General features: G+C 47.6%; 21 protein-coding genes. 20 read left to right on the forward strand and 1 reads right to left on the reverse strand.

The features are described from left to right. Nucleotides 1–558: 558 nt before the first annotated feature. The 19 genes from MHH86_RS06575 (at nt 559) to MHH86_RS06665 (ending at nt 22,548) form a co-directional block, all read left to right on the forward strand. Nucleotides 559–873, forward strand: coding sequence for a hypothetical protein (locus MHH86_RS06575; RefSeq protein WP_342479663.1), 315 nt, complete (start codon nt 559–561; stop codon nt 871–873). A 717-nt stretch (nt 874–1,590) separates the two neighbouring features. Continuing rightward, the gene (locus tag MHH86_RS06580) at nt 1,591–3,165 is read left to right on the forward strand and encodes a PucR family transcriptional regulator (protein WP_036680042.1); all 1,575 of its coding nucleotides are present in this window, start codon (nt 1,591–1,593) and stop codon (nt 3,163–3,165) included. A 74-nt stretch (nt 3,166–3,239) separates the two neighbouring features. Beyond that, complete coding sequence (locus tag MHH86_RS06585; protein ID WP_339823654.1) at nt 3,240–4,364, forward strand: XdhC family protein; 1,125 nt, start codon at nt 3,240–3,242, stop codon at nt 4,362–4,364. Then, nucleotides 4,306–4,878 carry an NTP transferase domain-containing protein gene (locus MHH86_RS06590; RefSeq protein WP_170914181.1) on the forward strand — a complete coding sequence of 191 codons (573 nt, stop codon included), beginning with the start codon at nt 4,306–4,308 and terminating at the stop codon, nt 4,876–4,878. Before MHH86_RS06585 ends, MHH86_RS06590 begins: the two co-directional genes overlap by 59 nt. Before the next feature lie 254 nt (nt 4,879–5,132). Further along, the gene (locus MHH86_RS06595) at nt 5,133–6,290 is read left to right on the forward strand and encodes a BMP family ABC transporter substrate-binding protein (protein ID WP_339823651.1); all 1,158 of its coding nucleotides are present in this window, start codon (nt 5,133–5,135) and stop codon (nt 6,288–6,290) included. 109 nt (nt 6,291–6,399) lie between these two features. Then, nucleotides 6,400–7,932: an ABC transporter ATP-binding protein gene (locus MHH86_RS06600; protein WP_076144439.1), complete on the forward strand. Its 1,533-nt coding sequence runs from the start codon at nt 6,400–6,402 to the stop codon at nt 7,930–7,932. After that, nucleotides 7,929–9,071, forward strand: coding sequence for an ABC transporter permease (locus MHH86_RS06605; protein ID WP_076179195.1), 1,143 nt, complete (start codon nt 7,929–7,931; stop codon nt 9,069–9,071). Before MHH86_RS06600 ends, MHH86_RS06605 begins: the two co-directional genes overlap by 4 nt. A gap of 3 nt (nt 9,072–9,074) precedes the next feature. Beyond that, nucleotides 9,075–10,004 (forward strand): ABC transporter permease, encoded by a 930-nt coding sequence (locus MHH86_RS06610; protein WP_036680033.1) that lies wholly within the window; start codon nt 9,075–9,077, stop codon nt 10,002–10,004. A gap of 58 nt (nt 10,005–10,062) precedes the next feature. Continuing rightward, a complete protein-coding gene (locus MHH86_RS06615; protein ID WP_076107240.1) occupies nt 10,063–11,010 on the forward strand; it encodes an FAD binding domain-containing protein in 948 nt (315 codons plus the stop codon). Then, entirely contained in the window at nt 10,997–13,291 is a 2,295-nt protein-coding gene (gene pucD / locus MHH86_RS06620; protein WP_341170624.1) for a xanthine dehydrogenase subunit D, read from the forward strand. The genes MHH86_RS06615 and pucD overlap by 14 nt, the downstream gene beginning before the upstream one ends. Beyond that, nucleotides 13,278–13,814, forward strand: coding sequence for a (2Fe-2S)-binding protein (locus tag MHH86_RS06625; RefSeq protein ID WP_081386783.1), 537 nt, complete (start codon nt 13,278–13,280; stop codon nt 13,812–13,814). Before pucD ends, MHH86_RS06625 begins: the two co-directional genes overlap by 14 nt. A 4-nt stretch (nt 13,815–13,818) precedes the next feature. Then, nucleotides 13,819–14,331 (forward strand): 2-oxo-4-hydroxy-4-carboxy-5-ureidoimidazoline decarboxylase, encoded by a 513-nt coding sequence (gene uraD, locus MHH86_RS06630; protein ID WP_076099506.1) that lies wholly within the window; start codon nt 13,819–13,821, stop codon nt 14,329–14,331. Nucleotides 14,332–14,382: 51 nt separating this feature from the next. After that, the gene (pucL, locus tag MHH86_RS06635) at nt 14,383–15,333 is read left to right on the forward strand and encodes a factor-independent urate hydroxylase (protein ID WP_076099507.1); all 951 of its coding nucleotides are present in this window, start codon (nt 14,383–14,385) and stop codon (nt 15,331–15,333) included. Then, nucleotides 15,333–15,737: a hydroxyisourate hydrolase gene (gene uraH / locus MHH86_RS06640; protein ID WP_038569253.1), complete on the forward strand. Its 405-nt coding sequence runs from the start codon at nt 15,333–15,335 to the stop codon at nt 15,735–15,737. The genes pucL and uraH overlap by 1 nt, the downstream gene beginning before the upstream one ends. A gap of 33 nt (nt 15,738–15,770) precedes the next feature. After that, complete coding sequence (locus MHH86_RS06645) at nt 15,771–17,165, forward strand: allantoinase (RefSeq protein WP_076275376.1); 1,395 nt, start codon at nt 15,771–15,773, stop codon at nt 17,163–17,165. After that, nucleotides 17,162–18,418 (forward strand): Zn-dependent hydrolase, encoded by a 1,257-nt coding sequence (locus MHH86_RS06650; protein WP_342479664.1) that lies wholly within the window; start codon nt 17,162–17,164, stop codon nt 18,416–18,418. Before MHH86_RS06645 ends, MHH86_RS06650 begins: the two co-directional genes overlap by 4 nt. A 34-nt stretch (nt 18,419–18,452) precedes the next feature. Then, nucleotides 18,453–19,685: an alanine--glyoxylate aminotransferase family protein gene (locus tag MHH86_RS06655; RefSeq protein ID WP_076099510.1), complete on the forward strand. Its 1,233-nt coding sequence runs from the start codon at nt 18,453–18,455 to the stop codon at nt 19,683–19,685. A gap of 234 nt (nt 19,686–19,919) precedes the next feature. Beyond that, a complete protein-coding gene (locus tag MHH86_RS06660; protein ID WP_342479778.1) occupies nt 19,920–21,737 on the forward strand; it encodes an adenine deaminase C-terminal domain-containing protein in 1,818 nt (605 codons plus the stop codon). A 358-nt stretch (nt 21,738–22,095) separates the two neighbouring features. Further along, the gene (locus tag MHH86_RS06665; RefSeq protein WP_036680123.1) at nt 22,096–22,548 is read left to right on the forward strand and encodes an IDEAL domain-containing protein; all 453 of its coding nucleotides are present in this window, start codon (nt 22,096–22,098) and stop codon (nt 22,546–22,548) included. 91 nt (nt 22,549–22,639) lie between these two features. Here the strand turns inward: MHH86_RS06665 and hemH are convergent, their stop codons facing one another. Further along, entirely contained in the window at nt 22,640–23,653 is a 1,014-nt protein-coding gene (hemH, locus tag MHH86_RS06670) for a ferrochelatase (protein WP_341137878.1), read from the reverse strand. A 454-nt stretch (nt 23,654–24,107) separates the two neighbouring features. Between hemH and MHH86_RS06675 the strand changes: the two genes are divergently transcribed. Beyond that, the gene (locus tag MHH86_RS06675) at nt 24,108–26,405 is read left to right on the forward strand and encodes an FMN-binding protein (RefSeq protein WP_036680007.1); all 2,298 of its coding nucleotides are present in this window, start codon (nt 24,108–24,110) and stop codon (nt 26,403–26,405) included. The last annotated feature ends 93 nt before the right edge of the window (nt 26,406–26,498 follow it).

The raw sequence follows: 26,498 nt of genomic DNA on the forward strand, positions 1-26,498 counted from the left end.
TACATTCTAGGAAGACGCTTTAGGATTACACTCTAGAAATTCACTCTGGGAATACACTATAGGATTACACTCTAGGATTACATTCTAGCAATACACTCTAACGCCACACTCACTTATTGATTCACAAATTAACGAAATACACATGTCATTCCCGCCTACTCTTAGTTTTATTTACACCGGGGAGCCCAGTGGAGTTGCTTTAAAAACTAAGGTAGCTTAAGTTGGCTCAATAGTGGAGTGGTAGAGTGAAAAAGATAAATTCAGCGCTCGATTGTGTGGTATAAGACCAGTAGATTTAAGTGAATACGTCGCTGGAGAGAAAAGAACGGTATAAATCCCACAGAAATCGGGGGAAGTGCTTAAGTAACTAAAAAGAACGGTATAAATCCCGCAGAAATCAGGGAAATGGCTTAAGTAACTAAAAAGAACGGTATAAATCCCGCAGAAATCAGGGAAATAGCTTAAGTAACTAAAAAGAACGGTATAAATCCCGCAGAAATCGTGGGAAGTGCTTAAGTAACTAAAAAGAACGATATAACTCCCGCAAAATCCAGAAAAGTGGCACAAGTAGCTAAAAAGAACGGTATAAATCCCGCAGAATCTGGGAAAGTGGCCCAAGTAGCTAAAAAGAACGGTATAAATCCCGCAGAATCTGGGAAAGTGGCCCAAGTAGCTAAAAAGAACGGTATAAATCCCGCAGAATCCGGGGAAATGGCTCAAGTAACTAAAAAGTACAGTATAAATCCCGCAGAATCTGGGGAAATGGCTCAAGTAACTAAAAAGTACAGTATAAATCCCGTAGAATCCGGGGAAATGGCTCAAGCAGCTAAAAAGTACAGTATAAATCCCGTAGAAATCGGGGGAAGTGCTTAAGTAGTTAAAAAGAACGGTATAAATCCCGCAGAACTCAGGAAAGTAGCATAAATAACTAAAAAGAACAGTATAAATCCCGCAGAATGTGGCGAAGACGCCTATGTAGTCAAAAAGAAGGGCAAAAAGGCCCTTCATCCCGGCAATTCCGGCCGAATAGCCAAAAAGAAGTGCAAAAGTGCCCTCCACCTCTACCGGCAGCAGTGGATCTATAAGAGCTTGTACCTCCGCCACAGCTACAGTGGGGTGGTATTATCTCTACTTGTACGGATCTTCTACACTGCTCAATTCCCCGTCTTGCAGCGCTGGTGTGCCTGCGACTTCGATCTTGATGGCCAATTCGAATAGCCTGAGAATACCCTGCCACCTATTCCGACTCCCTATTCCGACTCCCGCGTGAACCCGTAAAAACTTGTTTTTACTCGAAAGCCCTCCCTCAACTCCACCTACTATTTTCCAATCCCCTTATACAGTTCACATGAACGATATGAGCTAAAGTTCAATAATTCATCATTCATCATTCATCATTCATCATTCATAATTAATAATTAATAATTAATAATTAATGATCCATGTTCATTTTGTGTTAAGTTTATTAACATATAAATCATGAAAATTTAACTTCCCTCTATTCAACACGGTTCATTTTAATTATAATGTTACATAAAATAACATTATAAATCAGAAATGGTTCTATTGATCCTAATAAGGAGGGGTGGCATGCATCTTACGGTTGAAGAAGCGTTGTCCATTTATCCTTTGTCCGAGGCGAAGCTTATCGCTGGGTCTAAAGGGAAACATCGAATTGTGAAGTCAATTAATGTGATGGATGCTCCCGATATCTCGGATTGGATCAAAGAAGGCGAGATGCTGCTGACGACAGCCTATTTGATAAAGGACAATATGGAGGAAGCCTCTGCCTTGCTGCAGACTTTGAATCGCCGGGGATCTTCGGCCTTGGGCATTAAGCTGGGGCGGTTTTGGGATGAAGTACCAGAGCAACTGGTTGCAGAAGCGGAGAGTCTTAACTTCCCACTAATCCAGCTACCGTTCGAGTTTACTTTTTCGGATCAGATGAATGGTCTGTTTCGCGCCGAGCTTAGCCGCAGCACTCACGTTCTGCAGAACATTATGGAGAAGCAGAAAAAGCTGATGCAATTCGCCCTAAGATCTGTCCGCAGCCGTCCGTTGTTTGATTCGGTGTCTGAAGTGATTGGCCATTCACTTGTGGTGGTTAGCGCACGGGGGGATGTGATCTACAACAACTCTGAATACTATCCTTCACAGCTGCTGGAGGGGTGGCCGTGGCAGAAACGGAATCAGCGCTTTCGTGTTGGAGATCATGTGGGCTACCGTACACCACTTTTGCAAGGAGAGAAGTGCTCCGGATATCTATTGTTTTGTGCCATCGACCCTTTATTGCTCCCAATGGAAGAAAGTTTGTTCGTTCAGGGAGCTGAACTTATTTCATATCATATTCATTCAGGATACGAAGATTATTTTGAACAGGCAGAACACAGGGAGTTTAGCGGATTGCTGAGACGTTGTTTGAGCGGTAATTTATCTTACACAGATTTGGCGCAGGCTGCTCTCGACTTGGAGATTGAGCTGCTTCAATCACCATTTTTTCTCTTATTGACCGATACAGCTGCGACTGGGGAAGAACGCCAAGGTGAGCTGCTCAGACTAAAAGAAGAATATCTTGAACATCCTGGGCTACGGGAAGTAAAGGGAATTCATGTGATCATAGATCAAGGACTTTTGTCTATATATCCGGGAGATCGTCAGCGTCCTGAACAATTCCGGGATATAATCCAGGTTTGTTTTAACAACATGAAGTTTGATAAGGGATATTATCCGCGAGCTGCGATAAGCAGTTGTAAAGCGAAGCCGGAGGGGCTGAAGGAGGCTTTTGCGGAGGTAAAGGATTGTATGGGAATGCTTCAGGGCGGGGGAGTAAAAGGGAATGTTGTGCATTACCGGCAGCTTGAGCTTAACCTGCTACTCGGGCAAATTCCGGCAGAGGTTATGGAGAAATATTGTAATGGAAGTCTTAGAGGGTTGCTTAACCGAGAACCGGAGTATGTCAGGGAGATGCTGCGGACGCTGGAAGTTTATCTAGAGAACGATGGTCATGTTAATGAGACGGCTAAGAAACTGTTTATTCATCGAAACACGGCTACCTACCGGATCGAGAAGCTTAGTGAGCTGCTGGACGTCGATTTTAAAAAAATAAATGATCTAATGAGGTTGAAGTTAGTATTCATGTTTCGGAGGATGCTCGGAAGGGACTAAGGTCTAAGGTCTAAGTTCTAAGTTCTAAGTTCTAAGATCTGGGTTGAAATGCAAACATGGAGGAGGGGAACCTCGTGAATACACATGAGATCGCAATGCATATTCAAACCCATCAGGCGCCTGCGGTGCTGGCAACGCTGATAGAGGTGGAGGGACACTCGTATCGCAAAGCCGGAGCGGTGATGTTGTTTTTTGAAGGAGGTACGATTGGGAGCCTGAGTCCAGGTTGTCTGGAAAACGATCTGCAGCTGCGAACTTCTGAGATCTGGGAACGAGGGCTGCCCGAAATTGTGGAATACAACATGCTGTCTCCGGATGATCTGTCCTGGGGTGAGGTTATCGGCTGTGGAGGCAAAATCAAAGTAGTGCTAGAACCCGTGCAGGGTCAGCTCTACAAGCTTTTAGTGCAGGCGAGTGACAGATTGGCTAGGGGAGAGAAGCTAATTTTGTTCCGCGAAGCAGTGGAGAAAGGTTTTATCTATAAGCTGGAGCTGGATCCAGACATTGTACTGCCGCAGAGCAAGAAACATCCGAAATTATCCCACTCGGCAAAAGAAAGCCTGGCGGCAGGTCGCTTTATGGCCGCTCCAGCAGAATTGACAGCATTCCATACGTCTTTCGTGCCCAAACCGCGGCTTGTGATTTTTGGCGGGGGACGTGATGTGGTTCCTATTGCGGAACTTGCTGACAGAGTTGGCTTTCGGGTAGCGGTTGCGGATTGGCGTGAAGGAAGCTTACACAATAAGTTTCCTCGAGCTGAACAAGTAATTTGTTCCCCTATGGAGGTTGTTCAGCGATTGGGCGTAGCTCGGGAGGATTATGTATTGATTTGCAGTCATCAACTTGGGCGGGATAGACAGTTCCTGGAGAGTGTGATTCCGCTTGCTCCTCTATATATAGGGATTATCGGTTCGAAGGCGCGGATATCTCTTTTACTGGAAGGGCTTGAGGCTCCTGCATCTTTGCATGCACCTGTAGGGTTGCCGATTGGAGGAGAAGGTCCGGAGGAGATTGCGGTCAGTATTATAGCGGAAATAATTCAAATTAGAAGGGTGGGCTCACGAGAGCTGCCCAAAGGAGCGGATAGTATTGAAGGTAGCAGGAATATATTTGGCAGCGGGGCAGAGCAGGCGGATGGGCGTGTCCAAGGTTTCACTGAAATTGTCGCAGGAGGTCTCACTCGGGAGCGTCGCGCTTAGTGAATTGGATCGTTGCAATCTAGAACCGCTAATCGTGGTAGTGCGTGCGGATGACAACTTGGAATGGCTGCCACCCGCGATTGAACCGCAAGCATCCAGACGTACCGAAACTTGCTTAACCGCACATCTAGGATTGTCTTTTTCACTGCGCTGTGGCCTTAATGCGGTATTACCTTTGCAGCCCGATGCAGTAGTTGTGGCGCTTGCGGATCAGCCATTTATTACTACAGCATTAGTGAACCGTCTAATACAAACGTTTGAACAATCTCCGGAGATGGATTATGTCGCTAGCGTCAGCAATGGGTCGGCTATGCCCCCGGCTTTGTTCTCGAAGACGTTGTTTCCAGCACTACAGGGATTAGATGGAGATCGAGGAGCGGCGGGGATATTGCGTTCACCTGATTATAAGGGGATTGTTCTGGAATCTGAGTCTGCCCATTATTTCATGGACGCAGATACAAAAGCGGATTTTGGTGAGATTCAGGAGCAATGGATTCTGAGAAATGGAAAGTGAAGTAAAGAATAGTCTGGAAGGTAATCTGAAAAGTAATCTGAAACAGTGTTCCTTTTCCACTTCTGGTCATATAATGTGACACGAAACTCACCATACAAAAACCAATTAGTGCATTACACACAAAAAAAGTTCTGATTCTTATATTCATATACAAACGTATGTTATATAAATTTACGCCAAGGCCACCTCTAAGTATAGTAGAAGTACATTAATGGTTGCAGCCATGATGAGAGATGATTTGGAGGAGGAGAATTATGAAAAAAAGGGGTCAGTTCATAACATCTTGTCTTGCATTAATGGTTCTAATGACGGTGGCTTTGGTGGGGTGTGGCAGCAATAATACTTCTACAAATGCAACGGAGGCACCAGCGACAACTACAGCGGCAACAGAGGCAACTGCAACAACAGAACCGGCTGCAAAGAAACCGACGGTTGCTTTTGTTTATATCGGACCTCCAGGGGATGGCGGCTACACATACCAACATGATCAAGGACGGCTGTATATGGAGAAGGAGCTTGGGATTAAAGCTGACTTTGTAGAAAATGTCCCTGAAAGTGCTGACGCCGAACGAATCATCACCGAGCTTGCACAATCACACGACATCGTGTTTACAACGAGCTTCGGATATATGGATTTTACATTAAATGTAGCGGGCAAATTCCCCAACGTGAAGTTCCTGCATGCTTCGGGTTACAAAACCGCAGAGAACATGGGAACCTACTTCGGGAAAAACTATCAAGCCAGCTATTTGAGCGGCATAGCGGCAGGGAAAATGACCAAAAATAATCAGTTGGGTTATGTAGGGGCTTTTCCGATCAGCGAAGTGATCTATAACTTGAATGCTTTTACCCTTGGAGCACAAAGTGTCAATCCTGATGTAAAGGTGAATGTGGTATGGACGAATACATGGTATGACCCGACGACTGAACGTCAAGCGGCAATCAGCTTGCTGGATAAGGGTGCGGATGTGCTTTTGGCCTATCAGGATTCACCTGCAACACTGCAGGCTGCTGCTGAACGAGGGGCATTTGCCGGGGGAAATGACTCGGATATGAGCAAATACGCTCCGGACAATTATTTGACGAACCCGGTATGGAATTGGGGGCCGTATTACGTAAAAGCTGTGCAGGCAGTTATGGATGGAACCTGGAAGAGCGAGCAGTATTCCGGTGATATGGCTGACGGTATGGTGGAGCTGGCTCCTTTCGGGAACAAGATCCCAGATGATGTGAAAAAGCTTGTCGAAGACGCCAAAGCCAAAATTATCAGTGGTGAGCTGGAGGTTTTCACAGGTCCGATCTCAGATAATCAAGGGAATGTGAAGGTTCAGGAGGGTCAGAAGCTGACCTTGGAGGAAGTGCTGGGCATGAACTGGCTCGTAAAGGGTGTGGAAGGAACTATCCCGCAATAATGTTTAAAAATAGGGAATAAGATGTGCACAATCTATGGGTGGGGCGGGTTCCGTTAAGCGGAAACTTCCCCACCCGTACTACAACTTGAAGGAAGGAGGGGTTCAGGCCATGCGGGGAACTTCAGTTGAAATGCGGGGGATTGTGAAAAAATTCGGCTCGGTAACCGCCAGTGATCAAGTCGACTTTTCGGCAAATGCGGGTGAGATTCATGCGTTGCTTGGGGAGAATGGGGCCGGAAAGAGCACGGTGATGAGCATGCTGTCAGGGGTGTATAGAGCAGACGAAGGAGAAATTTTCATTCATGGGAAAGGTACTCAGATCCGTTCTCCTAAAGATGCTGCGCAGCTGGGTGTAGGTATGGTGTTTCAGAACTTTAGGCTGGTGCAAAGCCTCACAGCAGCAGAAAATATCGTGCTTGGCGAAAAGTCGTCTTTCTGGCGCGGCCGTAAGTGGATGAAGAAGAAACACAAGGAGATCGAGGCATTAGCGGAACGGTTTGGACTGAATTTCCCGGTGGATCGCCCGATCTGGCAGTTGTCCGTGGGTGAGCAGCAGCGTGTTGAAATCGTTAAGACGCTGTATCGCGGGGCTGACATTATTATTCTGGATGAACCAACCTCTGTACTGACCCCGGGAGAGGTGGAACAGCTATTTGAAACGCTGTGGGTCATGAAGCAGGCAGGAAAAACGGTCATTATGACTACTCATAAAATGAAAGAGGTTATGGCGTCCTCCGATCGGATTTCCGTCATGCGCAAAGGAAAAATGATCGCCACGCTGACCACAGCAGATACAGATGAACTGGAGCTGGCTCGTCTGATGGTGGGCAAGGAAGTAACCATCACCCGTCAAGAACGGGAAGCCACTGAAGGGGATTCTTTATTAGAAGTGAAAGATGTGGACGTATATGCCGATCACGGGCGAAAAGCACTGGATCACTTCTCTCTGAACGTATGTAAAGGAGAGATTGTAGGCGTAGCTGGGGTAGCTGGCAATGGGCAAAAGGAACTGGCTGAAGTGTTAACTGGTCTTAGAGGCTGGAAAAGTGGTGAAATCACGTTTGATGGAAAGACGGTGAAATCGGCTTCGGTTAGAGGGGCAATTGATTCAGGAATCTCCCACGTGCCGGAGAACCGGATGAAGAGCGGTTTAGCTGGACGCCTCGGATCGGTGGATAATCTTTTGTTTAAGTCTTACCGCTCAGAGGAGCACTCCAAATTTGGTTTCTTGAAGTCCGCGAAGAACCGTTTGTGGTCACAGGAGCTGGTCCAGCGCTTTAACGTCAAGACACCTGAGCTGGAGACGCCAGTACAACAGTTGTCAGGTGGTAATCAGCAGAAGCTGCTCTTTGCACGTGAGATCAGTCATCGGCCTAAGCTGATGGTCGCCGTTCATCCGACACAAGGGCTGGATGTAGGTGCCACGGCAGGTGTTCACGACCTTCTTATGGAGCTGCGTGGTTCAGGTAGTGGCGTGTTGTTAATTTCGGAGGATTTAGATGAATTGCTTCAGTTGTCCGACCGTATTCTAGTGATCTATAACGGCTCAATTATTGGTGAGAGTACACATGAGGAAGCGAATCGAGAGAGCATCGGACTACTAATGGCTGGTATTCATAATAGAGAGGAGAGCGCCGTATGAGTCTGGAGAATGGAAGAAATACCGCAGCAGCTGTACTGGAACCCCTCCCCTCCCACTCCGGAAAACGATTCTCTCTACGTTTCGAATACGATGCCAGCCGCATCCGTTCTCCTTGGTGGACACCTATTGTATCTATAATTTTAGCGCTATTGTTGTGTGCCCTATTTATTGCGGCGAATGGCATGAATCCGGTGCTGGTCTATGAAAAAATGTTCCGTGGCGCATTTGGCACTGCGTATGGGCTCACGGAAACGATGGTTAAAGCGATCCCGCTTCTTCTATGTGGGCTTGGGATTGCTGTGGCTTACCGCATTTCGGTATGGAATATTGGAGCAGAAGGTCAGCTAACTGTTGGGGCTATGGCGGCCACAGCGGTCACGATTTATTTTCCTGACTTACCTTCATTCTGGTCCCTGAGCTTAATGCTGCTGTTCGGGATTGCCGCGGGTGCGCTTTGGGGATTGCTGACTGCTATTCCGCGGACACATTTTGGAGTGAATGAGCTAATCACTTCATTAATGCTGAATTATGTTGCCCTATTGGCGCTCGATTACGTGGTATTCGGACCCTGGAAAGATCCTAAAGGATTTAATTTCCCGGGATCACCTATGTTTACTGCGGCTCAATCGCTGCCTGTTCTCGGAAGTACAAGATTGCATATTGGATTGTTATTTGGACTTATCGCCGTAGTGATTTATTACTTAATGATTCGTTTTACCAAGTGGGGTTACGAGCTCCGGCTGATTGGGGCCAATCCTGTTGCAGCCAGATACGCGGGGGTTCCTATCAAGCGCCATATTATTATCGTCATGCTGATCAGTGGGGGGCTCGCCGGGATCGCTGGCATGGCGGAGGTCTCCGGTGTTACACACAAGCTGATGCAGGGCATTTCACCGGGTTATGGATACACCGCCATTATTGTAGCTTGGCTGGCCAAATTGAATCCACTCGGTCTAATCGTTACTTCTATTTTATTCGGTGGCTTAATTGTTGGCGGATATAGTGTTCAAACCATCGGGCTGCCCTCATCGATATCAGAAATGCTGCAGGGCTCCATCCTGTTTTTCTTGATTGCTGGCGATATGATCTATCGTTTCCGCATTCGCCGTAGCCGGGTTCAGCTGAAAGGGGGGAGATAGGCAATGGATTTTACAACACAGCTACTTATTGCCGCTATTTCCGCAGGGACCCCGCTGCTGCTGGCTACGCTGGGAGGCATTCTAAATGAACGAGCCGGCATTATACAGCTTGGGGCTGAAGGTCTGATGCTGATGGGAGCGGTCATCACTTGTATCGTGTATATTCGCTCCGGAAACCTGCTGCTGGCTCTGTTGGCTACCGTAGCTATAACGGCTGTACTTGGTTTGCTGCATTCTTTTCTCTGTGTGACCTTGCGGGCGAATCAAACGATGTCCGGTCTTGCGATGACCCTGTTTGGCAGTGGGTTGAGCGCTTATCTTGGTAAACCGATCAGCGGCATTCCTTTGCCGGGAACCTCCCCTAAGCTGCATCTGGCTTGGCTGGAAAATGTACCGTTCATCGGAAAAATATTCGGCAACATGGACTACCTAACCTGGTTCAGCCTGCTGCTAGTGCTTGCTCTGCATCTGCTAATTCACCGCACTTCATGGGGCCTGCATTTGCGGGCAGTCGGAGACAGTCCGGCTACCGCAGATGTGATGGGGATCCGTGTACAGCTTATCCGCTACAGCTATGTGATCACCGGTGCTGCTCTCATCGGCCTGGCCGGAGCGGATATGGTATTGGCCTACGCGCCAACCTGGAATGAAGGGCTGACAGCCGGCCGGGGCTGGATTGCGGTAGGGCTGGTGATTTTCGCCAGATGGAATCCGCTGCGTGCCTTGTTCTGCGCCTACTTTTTTGGGGCATTGGATTCACTTGGCTTCCGTATTCAATTGCTGGGCAGTGCAGTTCCGCCCTATTTTCTCAAAATGATTCCGTACCTTGTGACCATTCTGGTCCTGATGTACCTGGGGTACCGCAATCGCAACAAACCATCCGGCACACCGGAGGCGCTTGGAGTTCCTTATATTCGGGAACAAAGGTTTTAAGGCAGGCTATACGAGAAGGGAAGCGGCAATCTGGTACTCAAAAAGGGAGGCGGAGTGTATGGGAGCTATACGGGAAGAGGAAGGAAGGCTACCTGAAGTAATTCAACCCCGCAGCCTGCACGAAGCTTGGGAGAGAAAAACGGCGTTTGGAGACAGTGCTCGATATGTTGCAGGGGGAACACTGCTGAGAACAGGGTGGGAAAATGGAACGACTCATATGCCCAAACAGCTGATTGATCTTCGGCAAATTACAAATCTCGGCGACATTACCTTAACGGAATTTCACTTATCTCTGGGCGCTCTTGTTCCACTCTCCCAGTGCCGCAGTAATGAGCATTTGCAGGCCGTAGCTCCTGCGCTGCAAGAGGCTGCACGTTGCATAGCGGCTCCGTCGGTGCGTAATCTTGCCACGCTCGGGGGCAATATCGCTTCTGGCTTCGGAGATATTCTACCTGCGTTACTGGTCTATGACGCGGAGTTAATCTCCTTTGACGGCAAATTTATGACGGCACTACCTTTGATAGAGTGGCTAAACAATCACTGGAGCGGGATAAAACCTGCGGCGGATCTTGTGGCTGAGATTCGCATCTCACCTACTCGCTTAGAGAGTCCGTTAACGGATAGGCTAGAAATTTTTCGTAAGGTTGGCCGCAGGGAAGCGTTCACCCCTTCACTTGTAACGGTAGCAATCTCAGCATCAATCGATGAGGAACACCGTTTCCGTGAGGTGCGTATCGCCGCAGGTGGGGGCTCTGGTCGGCCACAGCGACTAAGTAGGGCTGAAGTTATGCTTGAAGGTGTGAGGTATACAGATGAGCTGTTGGCTTCTTTATATGAAGGGGTTGAGAACAGCTTTGAGACGTATAGTGATCCCTTTGCAACAGAACTTTACAAGAAAAAGACTGCTGGGAATTTGGTTGTATCTGAGCTGTGGAAGGCTATGAATATACGGAGTTTAGAGGTGAATAACCCGACGAAAGGAGAGAGGGAAAATGCTGCTGAATAAGGAATCCAGCGGTAGCCGCTGGCGTACACGACCTGATGGAGAGAGCAAGGTATCCGGTAAGCTGCAGTATTTGACCGACATGAGGGCAGAAGGAATGTTGATCGGCCGCGTGCTCCGCAGTGAGCAGGCACATGCTCGTATTTTGTCCATACGCATTGAGAAGGCCGTTGAAGTCCCTGGTATACACGCTGTAATCACTCATGAGGATGTGCCCGGACTTAACGGCTTTGGCATAGCTTTGCCGCATCAACCGGTATTTTGCAGTGACCGTGTGCGTTACACTGGCGATGCGATTGCGGCAGTTGCGGCTGAGACGGACGAAATTGCGGAATACGCCTTATCTCTTATCGAAGTGGATTATGAGCTTCTACCCTTGCTGGAGAATCCGGAAGAGGCGATGAAAAAGGACGCAATTTTGCTGCATGCCGAGGGAAACGTGCTTCATCATACGGAATATCGGAAAGGGGAGCCGGAAACGGTATTTACGGATTGCTGTCATGTGGTAGAGGAGACTTACTATACACCACGCCAAATGCACACCTATATGGAGACTGAAGGTGGACTGTTTATCCCAGAGGATAACGGACGGCTTACCGTATATTCAGCTACACAACATGGGTTGATGGATCGCCTGCAGCTATCCAGAATTCTGGCTATTCCTCAAGAAGATATTCGCGTCATCTCGAGTCCTATCGGCGGGTCCTTTGGAGGAAAAGACGAGCTGAATGTACAGCCGTATGGAGCGCTGCTCGCCTTGCGGACACTCCGTCCGGTAAGACTGCATAATTCGAGAGCTGAATCGGTACGTGCAGGACTAAAACGCCATCCCATGAAAATCACCATGAAGACTGGCTCCGACCCCGAAGGAATCATCAGGGCACATCAGGTCAGAATTATTTCGGATACGGGAGCTTACGCAACACTGGGGGCGGAGGTGCTCAACTTTGCGACAGAACATGTGATGGGCCCCTATATCATCGATCATGTGGATGTGAAGGGTTTTGCTGTATATACCAATAACGGTGTATCTGGTGAATTTCGCGGGTTTGGCGGCAATCAGGCGATTTTCGCTTTGGAGGGACAAATCGATCGGTTGGCTGAGCGATTGCAGATCGATCCGTGGGAAATGCGCCGCCGCAATTTGCGTAAATATGGAGATCTGGGGCCACTGGGTCAGGAAATTGCTCAGACCGATGGTGCCTTTCAGGTGTGGGAAGCGCTGGCGGGTTCGCCTCTTATGACTGAGGCCGCATCTACAGACAGTGATTCAGGTGTTGTGGAACCTTGGATCGTAACTGGAACGGGTGCTGCTATAGCTATGCATGGTGCAGGACTTGGTTATGGTATTCCCGATCCGGCGGGTGGCAGGCTCTCTTTGACGCTAGAGGGCAAGATTGAGGCGGTGTTTGGTTACGAGGAGTTTGGTCAGGGGTTAATCGCAACAATGGAACAAATGCTGATTGAACAGTTTGGCTTGGCGGCAGAGGATCTAAGCATCGTCATTGGCGATACGGATGTTGTGCCTGATAGCGGATCTAGTACGGCTTCCCGATCAACCAGCATGATGTGGATGGCCTTGAAACGGCTGCGTCCAGACTTCACCGCTCGAGTGCTGCAGGCAGCTGCGATGATAAAGCCAGAGCTGGATAACTATGAAATGAAGCTCGGCCCTGGCGGCATTTGGCTAAAAGACGGCGGTCTGCTTCTGACTTACAAGGACTTGGCACAGCGTATTTCAGAACCCATTGTCTGTAATACAAAGTTTACTTATCCAACCACACCCTTTAAAAGAGTGGGGGCACATTTCCTATATACCTATTCTGCAGTCGCAGTCCGCGTGGAAGTTAATCTGCTTACAGGACGTGTTCGTGTACTGGACCAATATCATGCGGTAGCGGCGGGACCGGTGGCTAATCCGCAAGGTTATCTTGGACAGATCGAAGGTGGCAGCAGTATGGCGGTAGGCTTCACCTTGTCAGAGGATGCTGTGATGTCTGGCGGCAGCTATGTCACCAAAAATTTAGACACCTATTTGGTGCCGACCATTGCCGACATGAATGGCAGCATTCAGGTACAGCCGATAGAGGATTTGCCGGATCATGACACGTACGGTCCTCGCGGCATTGGAGAGGTGGGTTCCGTCAATTTAGCTCCGGCAGTCGTGTCCGCCATATTTCAGGCTGTAGGGAAGCGGGTAACCAAGCTGCCCATTGATCCCGAATGGCTGCAGTCTACACCGTTTATTCCACAAAAGGTGGTGAACATCCATGCCGAGTCATAATTCAGATCACAATCTAGATGAAGAGAACCCAATCCCAGCTTCGTCTGAGGAAGCCTTCACAGAAGAGAGGTTCACCTTTAATTGCAATATTAATGGGAAAGCGATATCCACGGAGATTCCACCCTCCCGCCGGCTTTTACATGTCATACGTGAAGATTTGGAGCTGACCGGCACAAAACGTTCTTGTGAGATTGGCCGCTGCGGGGCATGTATGGTGCTGGTGGATGGACGTCCAGTGAATTCATGTCTGGTTATGGCCTATCAATGCTCAGGTGCGGAAATTACAACAATTGAGGGTCTTAGTGAAGTAGGCCTGCATCCCGTTCAACGGGCTTTTTTAGAAGAGGGGGGGTTCCAATGCGGTTATTGTACACCAGGGATGGTTATCTCGGTAGTTGCTCTGCTGGAAGAGAACCCGCATCCTACTCCGGCTGAAGTGGAAGAAGCTTTATCGGGTAATATTTGTCGCTGTACGGGGTACGGTGGCATTTTACGAGCTGTTAACAAAGCTATTGGAGGTTGAGTGGATGGTCGTTTCTGAAGGCAGGTTTACGTTGGAAGAGATAAATGCCATGAGTATAACGGATTTTGTGAAGCATCTAGGCGGCATTTTTGAACATTCACCGTGGGTAGCAGAGGAGATTTATAAGCAGATTCCGTTCCATTCTTTAGAGCATTTGCATAGCACAATGATGCAGACCGTACTGAGTGCTGACCGGAGCCGAATGGAGGGACTATTAAAAGCTCACCCAGATTTGGCGACTAGGCTTCAAGTTACGGCTTTGTCTGCCTCGGAGCAGCAGGGAGCTGGACTGGATCGGCTAACAACGGAAGAGTTCAATCTATTAAATGATCTGAATCGAAAGTATACGGACAAATTTCATTTTCCTTTTATTCTAGCTGTTCGTGGCAAAAACAAAGATGACATCATCAGCGCCATTGGAGTGCGAGTAGAGCGTTCCCCTCAGGAGGAATGGGTTCAAGCCTTTTCTGAAGTCGGTACAATTACGAGATTTCGCCTAAGTGATTTAATTATTTAATTATTCATTCACTCATTCATTCATTGATCATAAACGGGGAGGGTGTCAGCCATGCTGGAACCAATTAACGGACGTACAATGTTTTATGGAAAAAGTGATGTGCTAACTTATCGTACCTATGCTAAACCGCTGGCCGTTACCCCCGCTCCCGAATCTTCCTTCACGGGCTGCGACAACATTATATTCGCACATAATATTACATTCGCGGTCACGGGCGAAGCGTTTCTTCCTTCTTTTTCAGAGGGGGATAATTCCATGGTCGTTGCTACCGATTCTATGAAAAATTTCATCCTGCGCAATACCGCGGACTACACAGGAAGCACAACGGAGGGGTTATTGCAGCTTCTAAGCAGCCGTTTTCTCGATAAATACGATCATGTCACCGCAGTTTCAGTTTCCGCAGACCGGTTACCTTTTGAACAGGTGATGGTGCCCGGGGTTGAGGGGCTTAAACAGAGTCATTTAGTACTGCGTCACTCCAATAATGAATCTTATTCGGCTTCGTTAACTATAAAACGTGGAGAGAATGGGACTGAGGTTATCGCTCATGAATGCCGATTGAAGAATTTACAGCTGATAAAAGTAAGTGGAAGCTCGTTTTATGGATTCGTCCGTGATGAGTATACAACATTGCCGGAGAGCTTTGACCGTCCGCTTTATATTTTTCTGAATATTAACTGGACCTACAGTGATGTTGAGCATGCTCTGGATGGAGATTTAGGCCAATATGTGGCTGCGGAGCAGGTTCGCGATATCGCCCATAGCGCTTTTCATGAGCTGAACAGTCCTTCAATCCAATCGTTGATTTATCAAATTGGGCTGCGCGTATTGTCCCGTTTTCCACAGCTGGCTACCGTTTCATTTGAGTCCAATAACCGGACTTGGGAAACCATTGTTGAGCCTGAAGAAACTAAAGGTGGAGTCTTCACCGAACCTCGTCCACCCTATGGTTTTCAGGGCTTTTCTGTCAGCCGTGCAGATCTGGCCGGAGAGACAGCGTAATGAGCGGGCGTCTTACCACCCATGTGCTGGATCTGTCGCGGGGGATTCCTGCTACAGGTCTGACGCTTCAGCTCTGGAAGCTTACGGATGGGATGAGCAAGCTTCTGTGTGAAGAAGTCACGAACAGTGACGGGAGGCTGGATGCTCCGCTGCTGGAGGGAAACGAAATGGAGGCTGGATGTTACGAACTGCTGTTTATGGTTGGCGATTACTACCGTAGAGCTGATGCCAAAGCGTCAGCAGCTGGCATAGAAGTAACAGAAAGCTCAGTAGACACTCAACGTGAGATGTCTTTTTTTCTAGAACAGATACCTATTCGCTTTCATATAGAGAGCTCCATGCAACACTACCATGTACCTTTGCTAGTAGCTCCTGGTGGATATAGTACGTATCGGGGAAGTTAGGAGAAAGTTGACGACCGGAGGAGGTGGCAGCTCATGAAGGAATCCTATGAACTTGTGATTAAGAACGGGAATGTAGTGCTGCCCGATCAGGTACTCAAGCTGGATATTGCAGTATCAGAGGGTAAGATTGTCGCACTTGGAGAGGAACTTTCGCTTGCGCCGCTAACCAAAGTCATCGACGCAGATGGGTTCTATGTCCTCCCCGGTATGATTGATATGCATGTCCACTTTAATGAACCAACGTTTGGACATTGGGAAGGTTTTCGCAGCGGTTCTGCGGCGTTGGCAGCTGGCGGCTGCACAACCTATGCAGATATGCCGCTTAACGGCAATCCACCGACTGTGAACGAGGCTGCACTTCGTCAAAAGGTAGATGCTGCGGCTGGAAACTCTGCCGTTGATTATGTGCTGTGGGGTGGGCTCGTTCCCGGTAATCTGGATGATTTAGAAGTTTTGGCAGCCTCTGGTGTCACTGGGTTTAAAGCCTTTCTCTCCAATCCTGGAGGGGAGGGCGAAGGCAGATTCCGTGAAGTGGATGAGGATACACTCTATCAAGGGATGCTGCGAATCGCTTCTCTGGGCGGGATTTTGGCGCTGCATGCAGAAAGTGAGGCTATCACGGCGGTGTTGACCGCAGATGCAGTGCGAAATGGCAGAACCAGCGCAAGTGATTTTGCGGCTTGCCGCCCTGCTGAAGCAGAGCTGGAGGCAGTGTCCAGGGCGCTGCTGTACAGTGAACGAACGGGCTGCCGGTTGCATTTTGTTCATATCAGCACGGCCGCCGCCATTGAGAAAATCTATGAAGCTAAGCTTCGAGGTCTGGACGTTTCGGCAGAAACCTGTCCACATTATCTGGTCCTCACTGAAAATGATATGAAGGCTTTAGGTCCTGTGGCGAAGTGTGCGCCTCCGCTGCGAAGTGCGGTGGAGCAGGAGAAGTTATGGGAGATGCTGGCCCAAGGCAAAATCGATTTGATTGCTTCGGATCATTCCCCCTGTCCAACGGAATTGAAGGTGAAGCCGGACTTGTCTTTTTTTGCAGCGTGGGGTGGGATCTCGGGTGCGCAGAGCAGTCTGGAGCTTATGTTCCATGAAGGCGTGAATGTGCGGGGGTTGGCTGTTACATTAATTTCTAGTCTACTCGCAGGGCAACCCGCAAAACGTTTTGGAATAGAGCATCGCAAAGGCGCTATAGCTCTAGGTCTAGATGCCGATCTAGTTCTGCTTAATCCAAGCACAACCTATACGCTGACTGCGGAGGATTTATTGTATCGCCACAAGCACAGCCCCTACATCGGAAGAACTTTATCCTGCAAGGTAGTTGCTACGATCTGTCGCGGGAATGTGATCTATACCTCTGAAGAAGGAGTGATCAGTGAGGGGGGTGGACAGTGGCTGCGAATTAGGAAGGAGCAGTACAGCCTATGAATGATTCCAGAGTTCAAGCATCGACTCAGAAACTGCTGGACCTGCTGGAGGAGCTGGCGGCATTCAGCACAGCTGGGCCAGGAGTTACTAGACTGCTATATACGGAGGAATGGAGCCGGGCGCAGATTTTTTTGCAGGAAAAAATGGCTGGGCTCGGCTTAGAAGTTTCCGTAGACAAGGTTGGCAATGTATATGGACGATTGAGTGGACGCGATCCGCAGCAAAAGGTTATTTTAACCGGATCGCATATCGATACTGTAGTCAATGGCGGAAAATATGATGGTGCCTATGGGATCGCTGCGGCTATGATTGCGTTTCAAGATTTGCAGAGGAACTTTGGCCAGCCGCAGCGGACGCTTGAGGTCGTATCTTTTTGTGAAGAAGAGGGGAGCCGATTTCCGCTTGCTTATTGGGGTTCGGGCCATGTCACGGAAAGGTATGACGGAAGCGAGGCCGAGACCTGTATGGATGCAGAGGGCGTGACGTTAAAAGCAGCAATGGCACAATCCAGCTTCTTACAGGACATAACGGAGGAGAAAGCTTCTAAGCGGACTGGAGTTAGAAATGATATTGGTGCTTTTGTAGAACTGCACATCGAGCAGGGGATTATTCTGGAGAAGACGGACACTCAGATAGGCGTAGTTCAGGGGATTGTTGGCCAGAGACGATATGTGGTCAAGGTCAGTGGTATTGCTAATCATGCGGGCACGACACCGATGTTTATGCGGCAGGATGCACTGGCTAGTGCGGTTGAAATGCTGTACGTGCTTGAAAGTTCTGCTAAAACGGCTGGTGAACCTCTTGTAGCAACCTCGGGTAAGCTTGAGGTGAATCCGAATACGCCAAATGTGATCCCGGGTGAGGTTCTTTTTACATTAGATATCCGCCATAGTGAAGAGGACGAATTGGAACGTTTCTGTGAGAAGCTTCTTGCGGAATGTAATGAAATTGCCGTTAAACGTGGGGTAACTCTGGAGGTTACATCCGTGCTCCACACAGTCCCTGCGCCTATGGATATGAAGCTATCTGCAATGCTGGAAAATATCTGCCGCCAACAGGGGAAGACGTACCGCACGATGGTAAGTGGAGCGGGACATGATGCCCAGCTATTGGCGCCGCGTTGCCCTACTGCGATGATATTTGTGCCAAGCCGAGCTGGCATCAGCCATTCTCCGGAAGAGTATACCTCCCCTGAGCAGCTCGCGGCTGGGCTTGAGGTTCTGACTGCGATGTTATATGAGTTAGCTTATTAAAAAGAGTTCGCCGAACTTTTAAGGGAGGATCATCATGAAGCGTTACGAAGATTTGTCGCCGTCCCAACGCTGTATTATGACTCCGGGTCCGGTCGAGGTAGATCCGCGTGTACTGCGGGCGATGTCTTTTCCGGTGCTGGGTCAGTTTGATCCAGAGTTCACCTCTATTATGAATGAAACGATGGAAATGCTGCAGGAGCTGTTCGCTACTCGTAATTCATGGGCTTACCCTATCGATGGTACCTCCCGTTCTGGAATTGAAGCCGTGATGGTTAGTTTGATCCTGCCGGGTGAGCGTGTGCTGATTCCGATCTTTGGCCGCTTCGGACATCTATTGCATGAGATTGCTGAAAGATGTGGCGCTGAGGTGTTCGTGCTGGAAAAGCCATGGGGGAGTGTGTTTGAGCCGGATGAAGTGATAGCAGCTATGGAGACTTTTAAGCCACATGTGGTGGCAATGGTTCATGGGGAGACCTCTACAGGACGTGTGCAGCCACTCGCGGAAATCGGTAGAGCTTGCCGCCGGATGGATGCTTTATTCATAGTTGATGCAGTTGCAACCATTGGGGGCCTTCCTGTCGAGACAGATGCTTGGATGTTGGATGCCGTCGTTGGCGGTACACAGAAATGTCTGTCCGTCCCTTCCGGAATGGCACCGATAACGTATAATGATCGTGCTGAAGCTAAGCTCATGACCCGAAAACGAGTAGAACGAGGGATTAGAACAAGTGATGTCCAGCCAGGTGACTTATCTTTTGTCCGCAGCAATTATTTCGATCTCGGCATGCTTCAGGATTACTGGAGTCCACAACGTCTCAATCATCATACAGAGATGACCTCAATGCTTTATGCACTGCGGGAGGGCTTGCGGCTTACCCTTGAAGAAGGACTGGATGCCAGATTCGCCAGACATATCCTCCATGAAAAAGCACTTGTAGCTGGATTAACAGCTATGGGTTTAGAACTATACGGGGATCCTTCCTGCAAGCTTACTGTTGTTACCTGTGTGCTGATCCCTGAGGGGATAGATGGGGAAGCTGTCCGTTCGCTGCTGCTGGGGCGGTTCGGAATTGAAATTGCCAGTTCTTTTGGACCGTTAAAGGGAAGGATCTGGCGCATCGGTACGATGGGTTTTAGCTGTCGTGAGAATAACGTGTTGCGGCTGCTTGGAGCGCTGGAAGCCGCATTACAGCGTCATGGATTTAAGGGGCCTTGCGGGTTTGGGGTTCAGGCAGCACTTGACGTATATGAGGCAAAAGTAAGATAATCGTTGGAATAGAGCGGATGGCGGGAGAGTAAAAACAGGGGCATGTCCGGATGGTTTGGACAATCTTTGGGAATAAGTAAACGGCTATCATCTACAGGGATGATTGAGCCGTTTTTTCTTACAAATACAGACCTGCGCAACTATATTATCCTAGGCTTAATAGTTAGGCAATCCTCTATGATTACGGATCTATTCACTACATCAAGACAACACTTGGATACTAACGGGGGAGAGATGAAGATGACAACTTTTACAAGAAAGCCTTTAGCAGATTGTGTACCTGAGCTTGTGGCTACGGCAAGAGGCGATAAACCGGCAACACTGGTAATTACAGGTGGAAAGCTGGTCAACGTATGCTCTGGTGAAATTCTAGAAGGAATGTCTGTTGGTGTTCAAGGTGTACGAATTGCTTATGTTGGTAAAGATGTGACACATATGATTGGCGAAGGAACGCAAGTTATTGATGCGAACGGCAAGTATATAGCTCCGGGATTGCTCGATGGCCACTGCCATATTGAGAGCACCCAGCTAACCGTTACTGAATTTTCCCGCGCTGTTTTGCCGCTTGGCACAACAGGTGGTTTCTTTGATGCGCATGAGATTGCTAATGTATTCGGGCTGAAGGGTATTCAATTGATGCTGGATGAGATGCGGGGTACGCCGTTAGCTGCTTACATGCAGGTGGCTTCTTGTGTGCCTGCGGCAGGTGCGGAATTCGAGACAACGGGTGCCTCAATGGGTCCTGAAGAAGTTGCCGAAGCTTTTACTTGGGGCAAAGATGTGATTGCTCTGGGCGAAGTGATGAATTTCCCTGGCGTTGTTTACGGCGATGAGAAAATGCTTGGAGAGATTCAAGCTACGCTGCGGGCAGGCAGATTTGTTGACGGTCATTTCACATGGCCTTCCAGCGACTGGAGACTGCCAGTGTATGCTGCGGCAGGGGTGACTGGTGATCATGAGTGTGTTACAGCAGACGATGTGATTGAGCGCGTTCGACTGGGCATGTATGCCAAAATGCGCCGGGGCTCGGCTTGGCATGATGTTGCCAAGACCATCACCGCTCATACAGAGCGTGGACTTGATCCGCGCCGCATGATGCTGGTAACTGACGACCGCAGCTCGGAATCGTTACGCGACGAAGGTCATATGGATTTCGTTGTTCGCCATGCGATTGCTCAAGGCGTGAAACCAGTAACAGCCTTCCAAATGGCAACTATTAATACAGCAGAGCGTTTTGGGTTGTCTCAGGATATCGGATCTATTACTCCAGGTTCTTTTGCGGATATTATTCTGCTGGACGGGAATTTGGCCGATGTTCACGTGGTACTTACGATTGCCGCGGGTGTAGTAGTTGCCGAAAATGGTGTGATGACGGCAGAGCTTGCTAAATTCACTTATCCAGAGGAAGTTTTGGCTTCGGTTCATTTGCCACAGCGTCCTACCGCCGAAGATTTCATTATCGCGGCTCCAATTGAAACAGGTGAACTTACTGCAAGAGTTATTAAAGTAAGAGAAAATCATGTAGAGACCATTGAACGTATAGTTTCGGTACCTGTAGTGGCAGGGCAGTTGGATGTAAATGCTGTGGAGGGTCTGTGTAAAATCGCTGTGCTCGAACGGCATAAAGGAACAGGAAATAAATCAGTGGCTGTTGTGGAAGGCATCGGTTTTAAAGAGCCGGCTGCTATCGCAATGACTGTTGCTCATGATAGTCATAATGTACTCGTCATCGGCAATGATAATGAGTTAATGGCCAAAGCTGCGAATGCGGTGGCGGACGCTCAAGGTGGGGTTGCCGTAATTACTTCTAGTGGAGAAACGTTATTCCCGTTGGCCATTGCAGGCCTAATGTCTACAGAGCCATTTGAAATTGCTGCTGAGAAATCAGCTGCGATCAGCAAAGCGTTGTATGATGCCGGCTGTACTTTGAATTACGCGTTTATGACTTTATCGCTGCTTGCTCTGGCGGTTATCCCAACGTTACGTATCACCGATAAAGGACTCGTGCGGATTTCACCTGAGGGAATACAGTTAGTGCCACTGTTTGTTTAAGTAAATTAACTGAAGCATAATCCTAATGCGAAAAACTGTTCTGAGGTCGTAATGACCATTCAGAACAGTTTTTTTTGTTTAAATATAAGAAAGTAAAAGCTTCACATGATGCGTAATCTTTATACATCTTATTGTAATGAACAATAATATTAAACAGATTTTTAGAGAATGAAACATTTTTCTGAGCGAAATCCTAAAAAAATATAAATAAAGCATAGTCAGGTGACGATAATAATGTTAAATTAGATAAAATTAAAGTGAATTAATGGAGTTAATTTTACAATAATGGCATATAAAGAATTATAGATAATGGCAGGTTTCGAATAACCCAACTAAGAGGGACGAGGTGCATGGAGAGATGATCAGACTAGAAACGCAAGATATTTTGAATATTAGCATGAAGCAAATTGCTACTATTTTTAAGATGAAGCCGCTTGAACTGAGATTTGTCACCGATTTTCAGGGTGAGAAATATCTCTTAACTAATGATAAGTTACACCTCAACAACCAGCAATATTGGGCAAAGGTTATGGAATGTGTCTTTGATGATCATGTTAGACCTGTGTTAATGTGTGAGGTATTATATTTCCTTCGTAATGAATTTCTGGAAAGTGACATTAAGTTATGTTTTTCTTATGATTACGCAGAGGATGGGAATGGCGCAGCTACAGCTATGGCTGAAGTATCCTTTAATGACTCAGCAGATTTACAGCCGAGTGAGATTGCCGAGCTGATTGATTTTGCGTTGACCTTACAGGACAAGCAGTGGTTCCATGAACTGACTACGAAATATAAGCAGCTTACAGCATAAGTATCCTTTCGATTCTTCATGCTTAACAATTGATATAGCTAACCGTCTTGTCTACAACAGAGATGATCTGTGGACAAGACGGTTTTTTGTTTTACCACCCTTGGGTATTTTTTTCTACATGTTCAGCCAAAAAATCAAGCCAATCCTCATGGTTATTCAAACAGGGAATTGCCATAAATTCCTCTGCTTGTCCTCCACCAGCCTCGAATTGTTCTCGTCCTTCTATGGCTAGCTCATGCAGCGTTTCCAGACAATCGGTCACAAGACCCGGTGAAAAAATCAGAGGTCTACGTATTCCTCGTCCGGCAAGCTCTCCCAGAACATCCGCTGTAGACGGTCCTACCCATTCTTCTCGCCCGAAACGTGATTGAAAACTAAGCTGCCAGCGTTCGGGCTCCCAATTCATAGCTGAAGCAAGAAGACGCGCGGTTTCCATACATTGCTGCGGATAAGGATCACCGGTATCCGCATACCGTTTGGGAATCCCATGGAAGGTCAGTACAAAATAATCAGGTTCTATGCTCAGATTCTCCATTTGACGCAGCAGGTGTGACTTCAAGGCTGAAATATAACCGGGCTCATTATAGTAGGCATCAATAAATCTTAGAGCCGGAATTAGACGTTTAGTTACAGGTCCAGTGGAGCTTTGGCGACCTAAGGCTGCAAAGCTGGCTTGATCGAATACGGATGCGGTAGTCGTGGACGAATATTGCGGAAACAGCGGCACAATGATAATTCGGGTAACTCCGGCCGTGTCGAATTTCGCCATCGCTTGCTCCATGCTGGGTTCGCTATAAGCCAATCCAAGCTCTACCTGATACCTTGGACCCAGCAGTTCTTGCAATCCAGATTGCTGAGCTGAAGAATGAAGGAGCAGTGGTGATCCTTCGGTTGTCCATATTTGACTGTACAGCTCAGCGGACCGGCGTGGACGTGAACGCAGAATCACGCCTCGCAGCAAAGGCTGCCACAGCAGAGGAGAATAATCTATGATTCGGCGATCTGATAAAAAACGTTTCAGATAAGGCCGTACAGCTTTTGCAGTTGGTGCAGTAGGGGTGCCGATTTGGGCGAGTATAACTCCAATAGGTGGCTGTTTGCTCAAAGCACAGAACTCCTTTCCCATATAAGAGATCGTTCTAAAATAGCATAGCTAACCTTGAATGCACAGTTATTGAGATCACTTTGCGTGTATAAATTAATTTTAATCGCAAATAGTGATGTTTCTTATAGGGTGTGTGATTTTCGATACAGAAGAACCGCAGAAAGGTCTGGTAGTATCAAACCAGAAATTGATGGAAAACGGGTGTAAGTGTTTTTATAATAACTTATGTGAATTATTTCACCTTTTATGCAGCTTTGTGTTAAAAGGAAGAAATGAAATAGATTCAAGATATTTTTTTTATTGAAAATCGAGCGTGCAAAAGCATGAGAGGGGGGATGAGTTCTTATGAAGAGAGAAGTTATGCTTCATAAGAAGAGAAGGGGCGCATCGTACGAAAAAGGTTTGGTTAACAAAAAGCTACATATCACTGGGGTTTGGTAAAGGAGAATTTTCATTGAAAAAACTAATTTCTTTAACGGTTAGCGCGGCTATATTGTTAGCGCCGTTTGCTTACACACTTAATGTGCCTGCTGTAAACTTGAAGGTGGATGCAGTATCGGCAGCCTCCGAAGAAGCGGATGCACCGGCAGCAAAACCAACAGCAAAACCAACGGCAAAACCAGCAGCAACACCAAAAGCAACGGCAAAACCAGTAGCAACACCAAAGCCAACAGCAAAACCAACAGCAACGCCAAAGCCAACGGCAAAACCAACAGCAACGCCAAAGGCAACAGCCAAACCAGCAGCAACCCCAAAAGCTACAGCAGCACCAGTAGCAACCCCAAAAGCAACCGCTGCACCAGCAGCGACAGTAGTACCAGCAGAAACTGTTAAGCCTGTGGCTACAGCAAAGCCTGTTACAGTTAATGAAAACGTATACCAAGATGGAGTTTACGTAGCTTATGGCGATGCATACTCCAAAGGCACGGAAGGTGCCAAGATCGAAATTAAAGATGGCAAAATTACTAGCATTGAGCTTTTGAGAACCAGTCCTAAGCTGATTGATAGAGATGCCCGTAACAATTATAGTGCTTTATGGCAAGCTTATGGATTGATGAAGGATAGATTGCTTGGCAAAACAAGAGATGGAGCAGCGGCAGTTGATGCTGTTTCGGGAGCTACCCGCTCCAGTAATGGCTGGAAATTGTCTGTAGATAGAGCGTTTGAAAGAGCTCTAACAGTGAAAGATACAAATGCCGTTTACTTTGATGGAGTTCATATGGGCGTAGATCCTACAGGTAAATATTCTGTATTTGCGACCTACGAATCCAACAAGCTCACAGATGTTAAAGTGTATCCTATGAACAGCGCTGGTGATTTCATTGAGGAGAAAGCTTACACAGCTGAGCAAGCGGCAGCGGTTGCAGCTATAGCTCCAGCCTTGCTGGCCAAAGGAACAGAGGCACAACCTGCTGGAGGTCTTGAAGCCGACTTTAAAGCAGCGATTAACGCTTTCTGGGATGCTGAGCAGAATGCAATAATCAACAATACATCTGCTTATGTAGACGGATTCTATTCCTCTTATGGTACGGCAAGAAGTGTTGGCGTTGAAAGAGCTGACATCGTGATTCGCAACGGTAAGTTGGTTGATGTGAAGCTGTTTAGACTTGGCAACAACCTGATTGACAGAGGGGCAACAGCTTATGCGGAAGTAGTAAAAGCAAATGCTCCTATGACAGCTAAGCTGCTAGCGAATGGTTCATATATCGCTAACTATGATGAAAAGGTTGACGGAATTTCCGGAGCTACGGAAAGTAGTCACAGCTGGAACCAAGCTGTAGAAAGAGCATTTGAGAAGGCGCTGAAGGTTCCTGCTGAAGGTCAATATTTTGACGGCAAATTTGCCGGAGTAGATAACCAATCTAAAGTGCTGCTGCTAGTTGATGTTGATGCAGATGCGGTAACAGGCATTAAAGTAAGTCTGTTTGGAGCTGACGGCAAGCTGATTGCTGACGATAAACTGAGTGCAGAACAAAAAGGATGGGTAGCTACACTCACATCCGGGCTGTTAGAAAAAGGTGTGCAAATGGCCGATATTACAGGCCAAGAAGCATTGTCGGCAGCAGCTAAAGCAGCACTGACAGATGCTTTGACCAATGCATCCAAAGTCCAAGGAACCTATAAAGACGGAACCTTTACTGCATTTGGTGATGCTTATGATAAAGGAACGAACAGAGCGGACGTTACCCTGCGTAACGGCAAAATCGTAAATGTAGCATTGTATCGTGTAGGAATGAACCTTGTAGATAGAGGGAACGCTGCTTACCCTGAGGTGGTAAAAGCAATTCCTCAGTTGACGGCTAGCTTCCTCGCAGCAGGTACTAGAGAAGGCGTGCAGGAAGTAGATGCTGTGTCCGGTGCAACTAGCAGCAGCGTGGCTTTAAAGACTGCGGTGGATAGAGCATACGGAAAAGCTGAGGTTGTAGAAGCTAATAAAGCGGCTTATTTCGATGGAATCTTCATTGGTGTAAGTGCCGATAAGCTTGTAAATGTTATGGTGAATGTAGAGTATGGTGTTCCTGTCAAAATGCTCGTTTATTATTTGGATAAAAACGGAAGTGTAAGAACAATCAATCAGTTAACGGACGCGGAGCTGGCAGTGAAAGGTGAAATCGAGTCGACATCGACCGGATATAGCCTGCACAAATATGGTTACCGTCCAGCAGTCTTCGGAAAAAATGATGCAGAGAAAGAAATATCCGCTAAAGCGGTAGAAGCTATTAAATCAGCACTTGAATCGGCTGGTAAATAATTATCGTTTTATAATAAAAGGAGGATATTCCAGTGCCAGAATATGGCCGGGGAGTAGCCTCCTTTTTCAAATATTCTTGGCTTGTACATAAAT

It is taken from the genome of Paenibacillus sp. FSL F4-0097, assembly GCF_038593125.1.
Lineage (GTDB): Bacteria > Bacillota > Bacilli > Paenibacillales > Paenibacillaceae > Paenibacillus_AQ > Paenibacillus_AQ odorifer.

Coding starts and splice junctions, on each gene's coding strand:
- MHH86_RS06605 (WP_076179195.1), top strand. CDS start 7,929: ATGAGTCTGGAGAATGGAAGAAATACCGCAGCAGCTGTACTGGAACCC.
- uraH (WP_038569253.1), top strand. CDS start 15,333: ATGAGCGGGCGTCTTACCACCCATGTGCTGGATCTGTCGCGGGGGATT.
- MHH86_RS06655 (WP_076099510.1), top strand. CDS start 18,453: ATGAAGCGTTACGAAGATTTGTCGCCGTCCCAACGCTGTATTATGACT.
- pucD (WP_341170624.1), top strand. CDS start 10,997: ATGCTGCTGAATAAGGAATCCAGCGGTAGCCGCTGGCGTACACGACCT.
- pucL (WP_076099507.1), top strand. CDS start 14,383: ATGCTGGAACCAATTAACGGACGTACAATGTTTTATGGAAAAAGTGAT.
- MHH86_RS06650 (WP_342479664.1), top strand. CDS start 17,162: ATGAATGATTCCAGAGTTCAAGCATCGACTCAGAAACTGCTGGACCTG.
- uraD (WP_076099506.1), top strand. CDS start 13,819: ATGGTCGTTTCTGAAGGCAGGTTTACGTTGGAAGAGATAAATGCCATG.
- MHH86_RS06615 (WP_076107240.1), top strand. CDS start 10,063: ATGGGAGCTATACGGGAAGAGGAAGGAAGGCTACCTGAAGTAATTCAA.
- MHH86_RS06610 (WP_036680033.1), top strand. CDS start 9,075: ATGGATTTTACAACACAGCTACTTATTGCCGCTATTTCCGCAGGGACC.
- MHH86_RS06625 (WP_081386783.1), top strand. CDS start 13,278: ATGCCGAGTCATAATTCAGATCACAATCTAGATGAAGAGAACCCAATC.
- MHH86_RS06600 (WP_076144439.1), top strand. CDS start 6,400: ATGCGGGGAACTTCAGTTGAAATGCGGGGGATTGTGAAAAAATTCGGC.
- MHH86_RS06665 (WP_036680123.1), top strand. CDS start 22,096: ATGATCAGACTAGAAACGCAAGATATTTTGAATATTAGCATGAAGCAA.
- MHH86_RS06645 (WP_076275376.1), top strand. CDS start 15,771: ATGAAGGAATCCTATGAACTTGTGATTAAGAACGGGAATGTAGTGCTG.
- MHH86_RS06595 (WP_339823651.1), top strand. CDS start 5,133: ATGAAAAAAAGGGGTCAGTTCATAACATCTTGTCTTGCATTAATGGTT.
- MHH86_RS06660 (WP_342479778.1), top strand. CDS start 19,920: ATGAAGATGACAACTTTTACAAGAAAGCCTTTAGCAGATTGTGTACCT.
- MHH86_RS06580 (WP_036680042.1), top strand. CDS start 1,591: ATGCATCTTACGGTTGAAGAAGCGTTGTCCATTTATCCTTTGTCCGAG.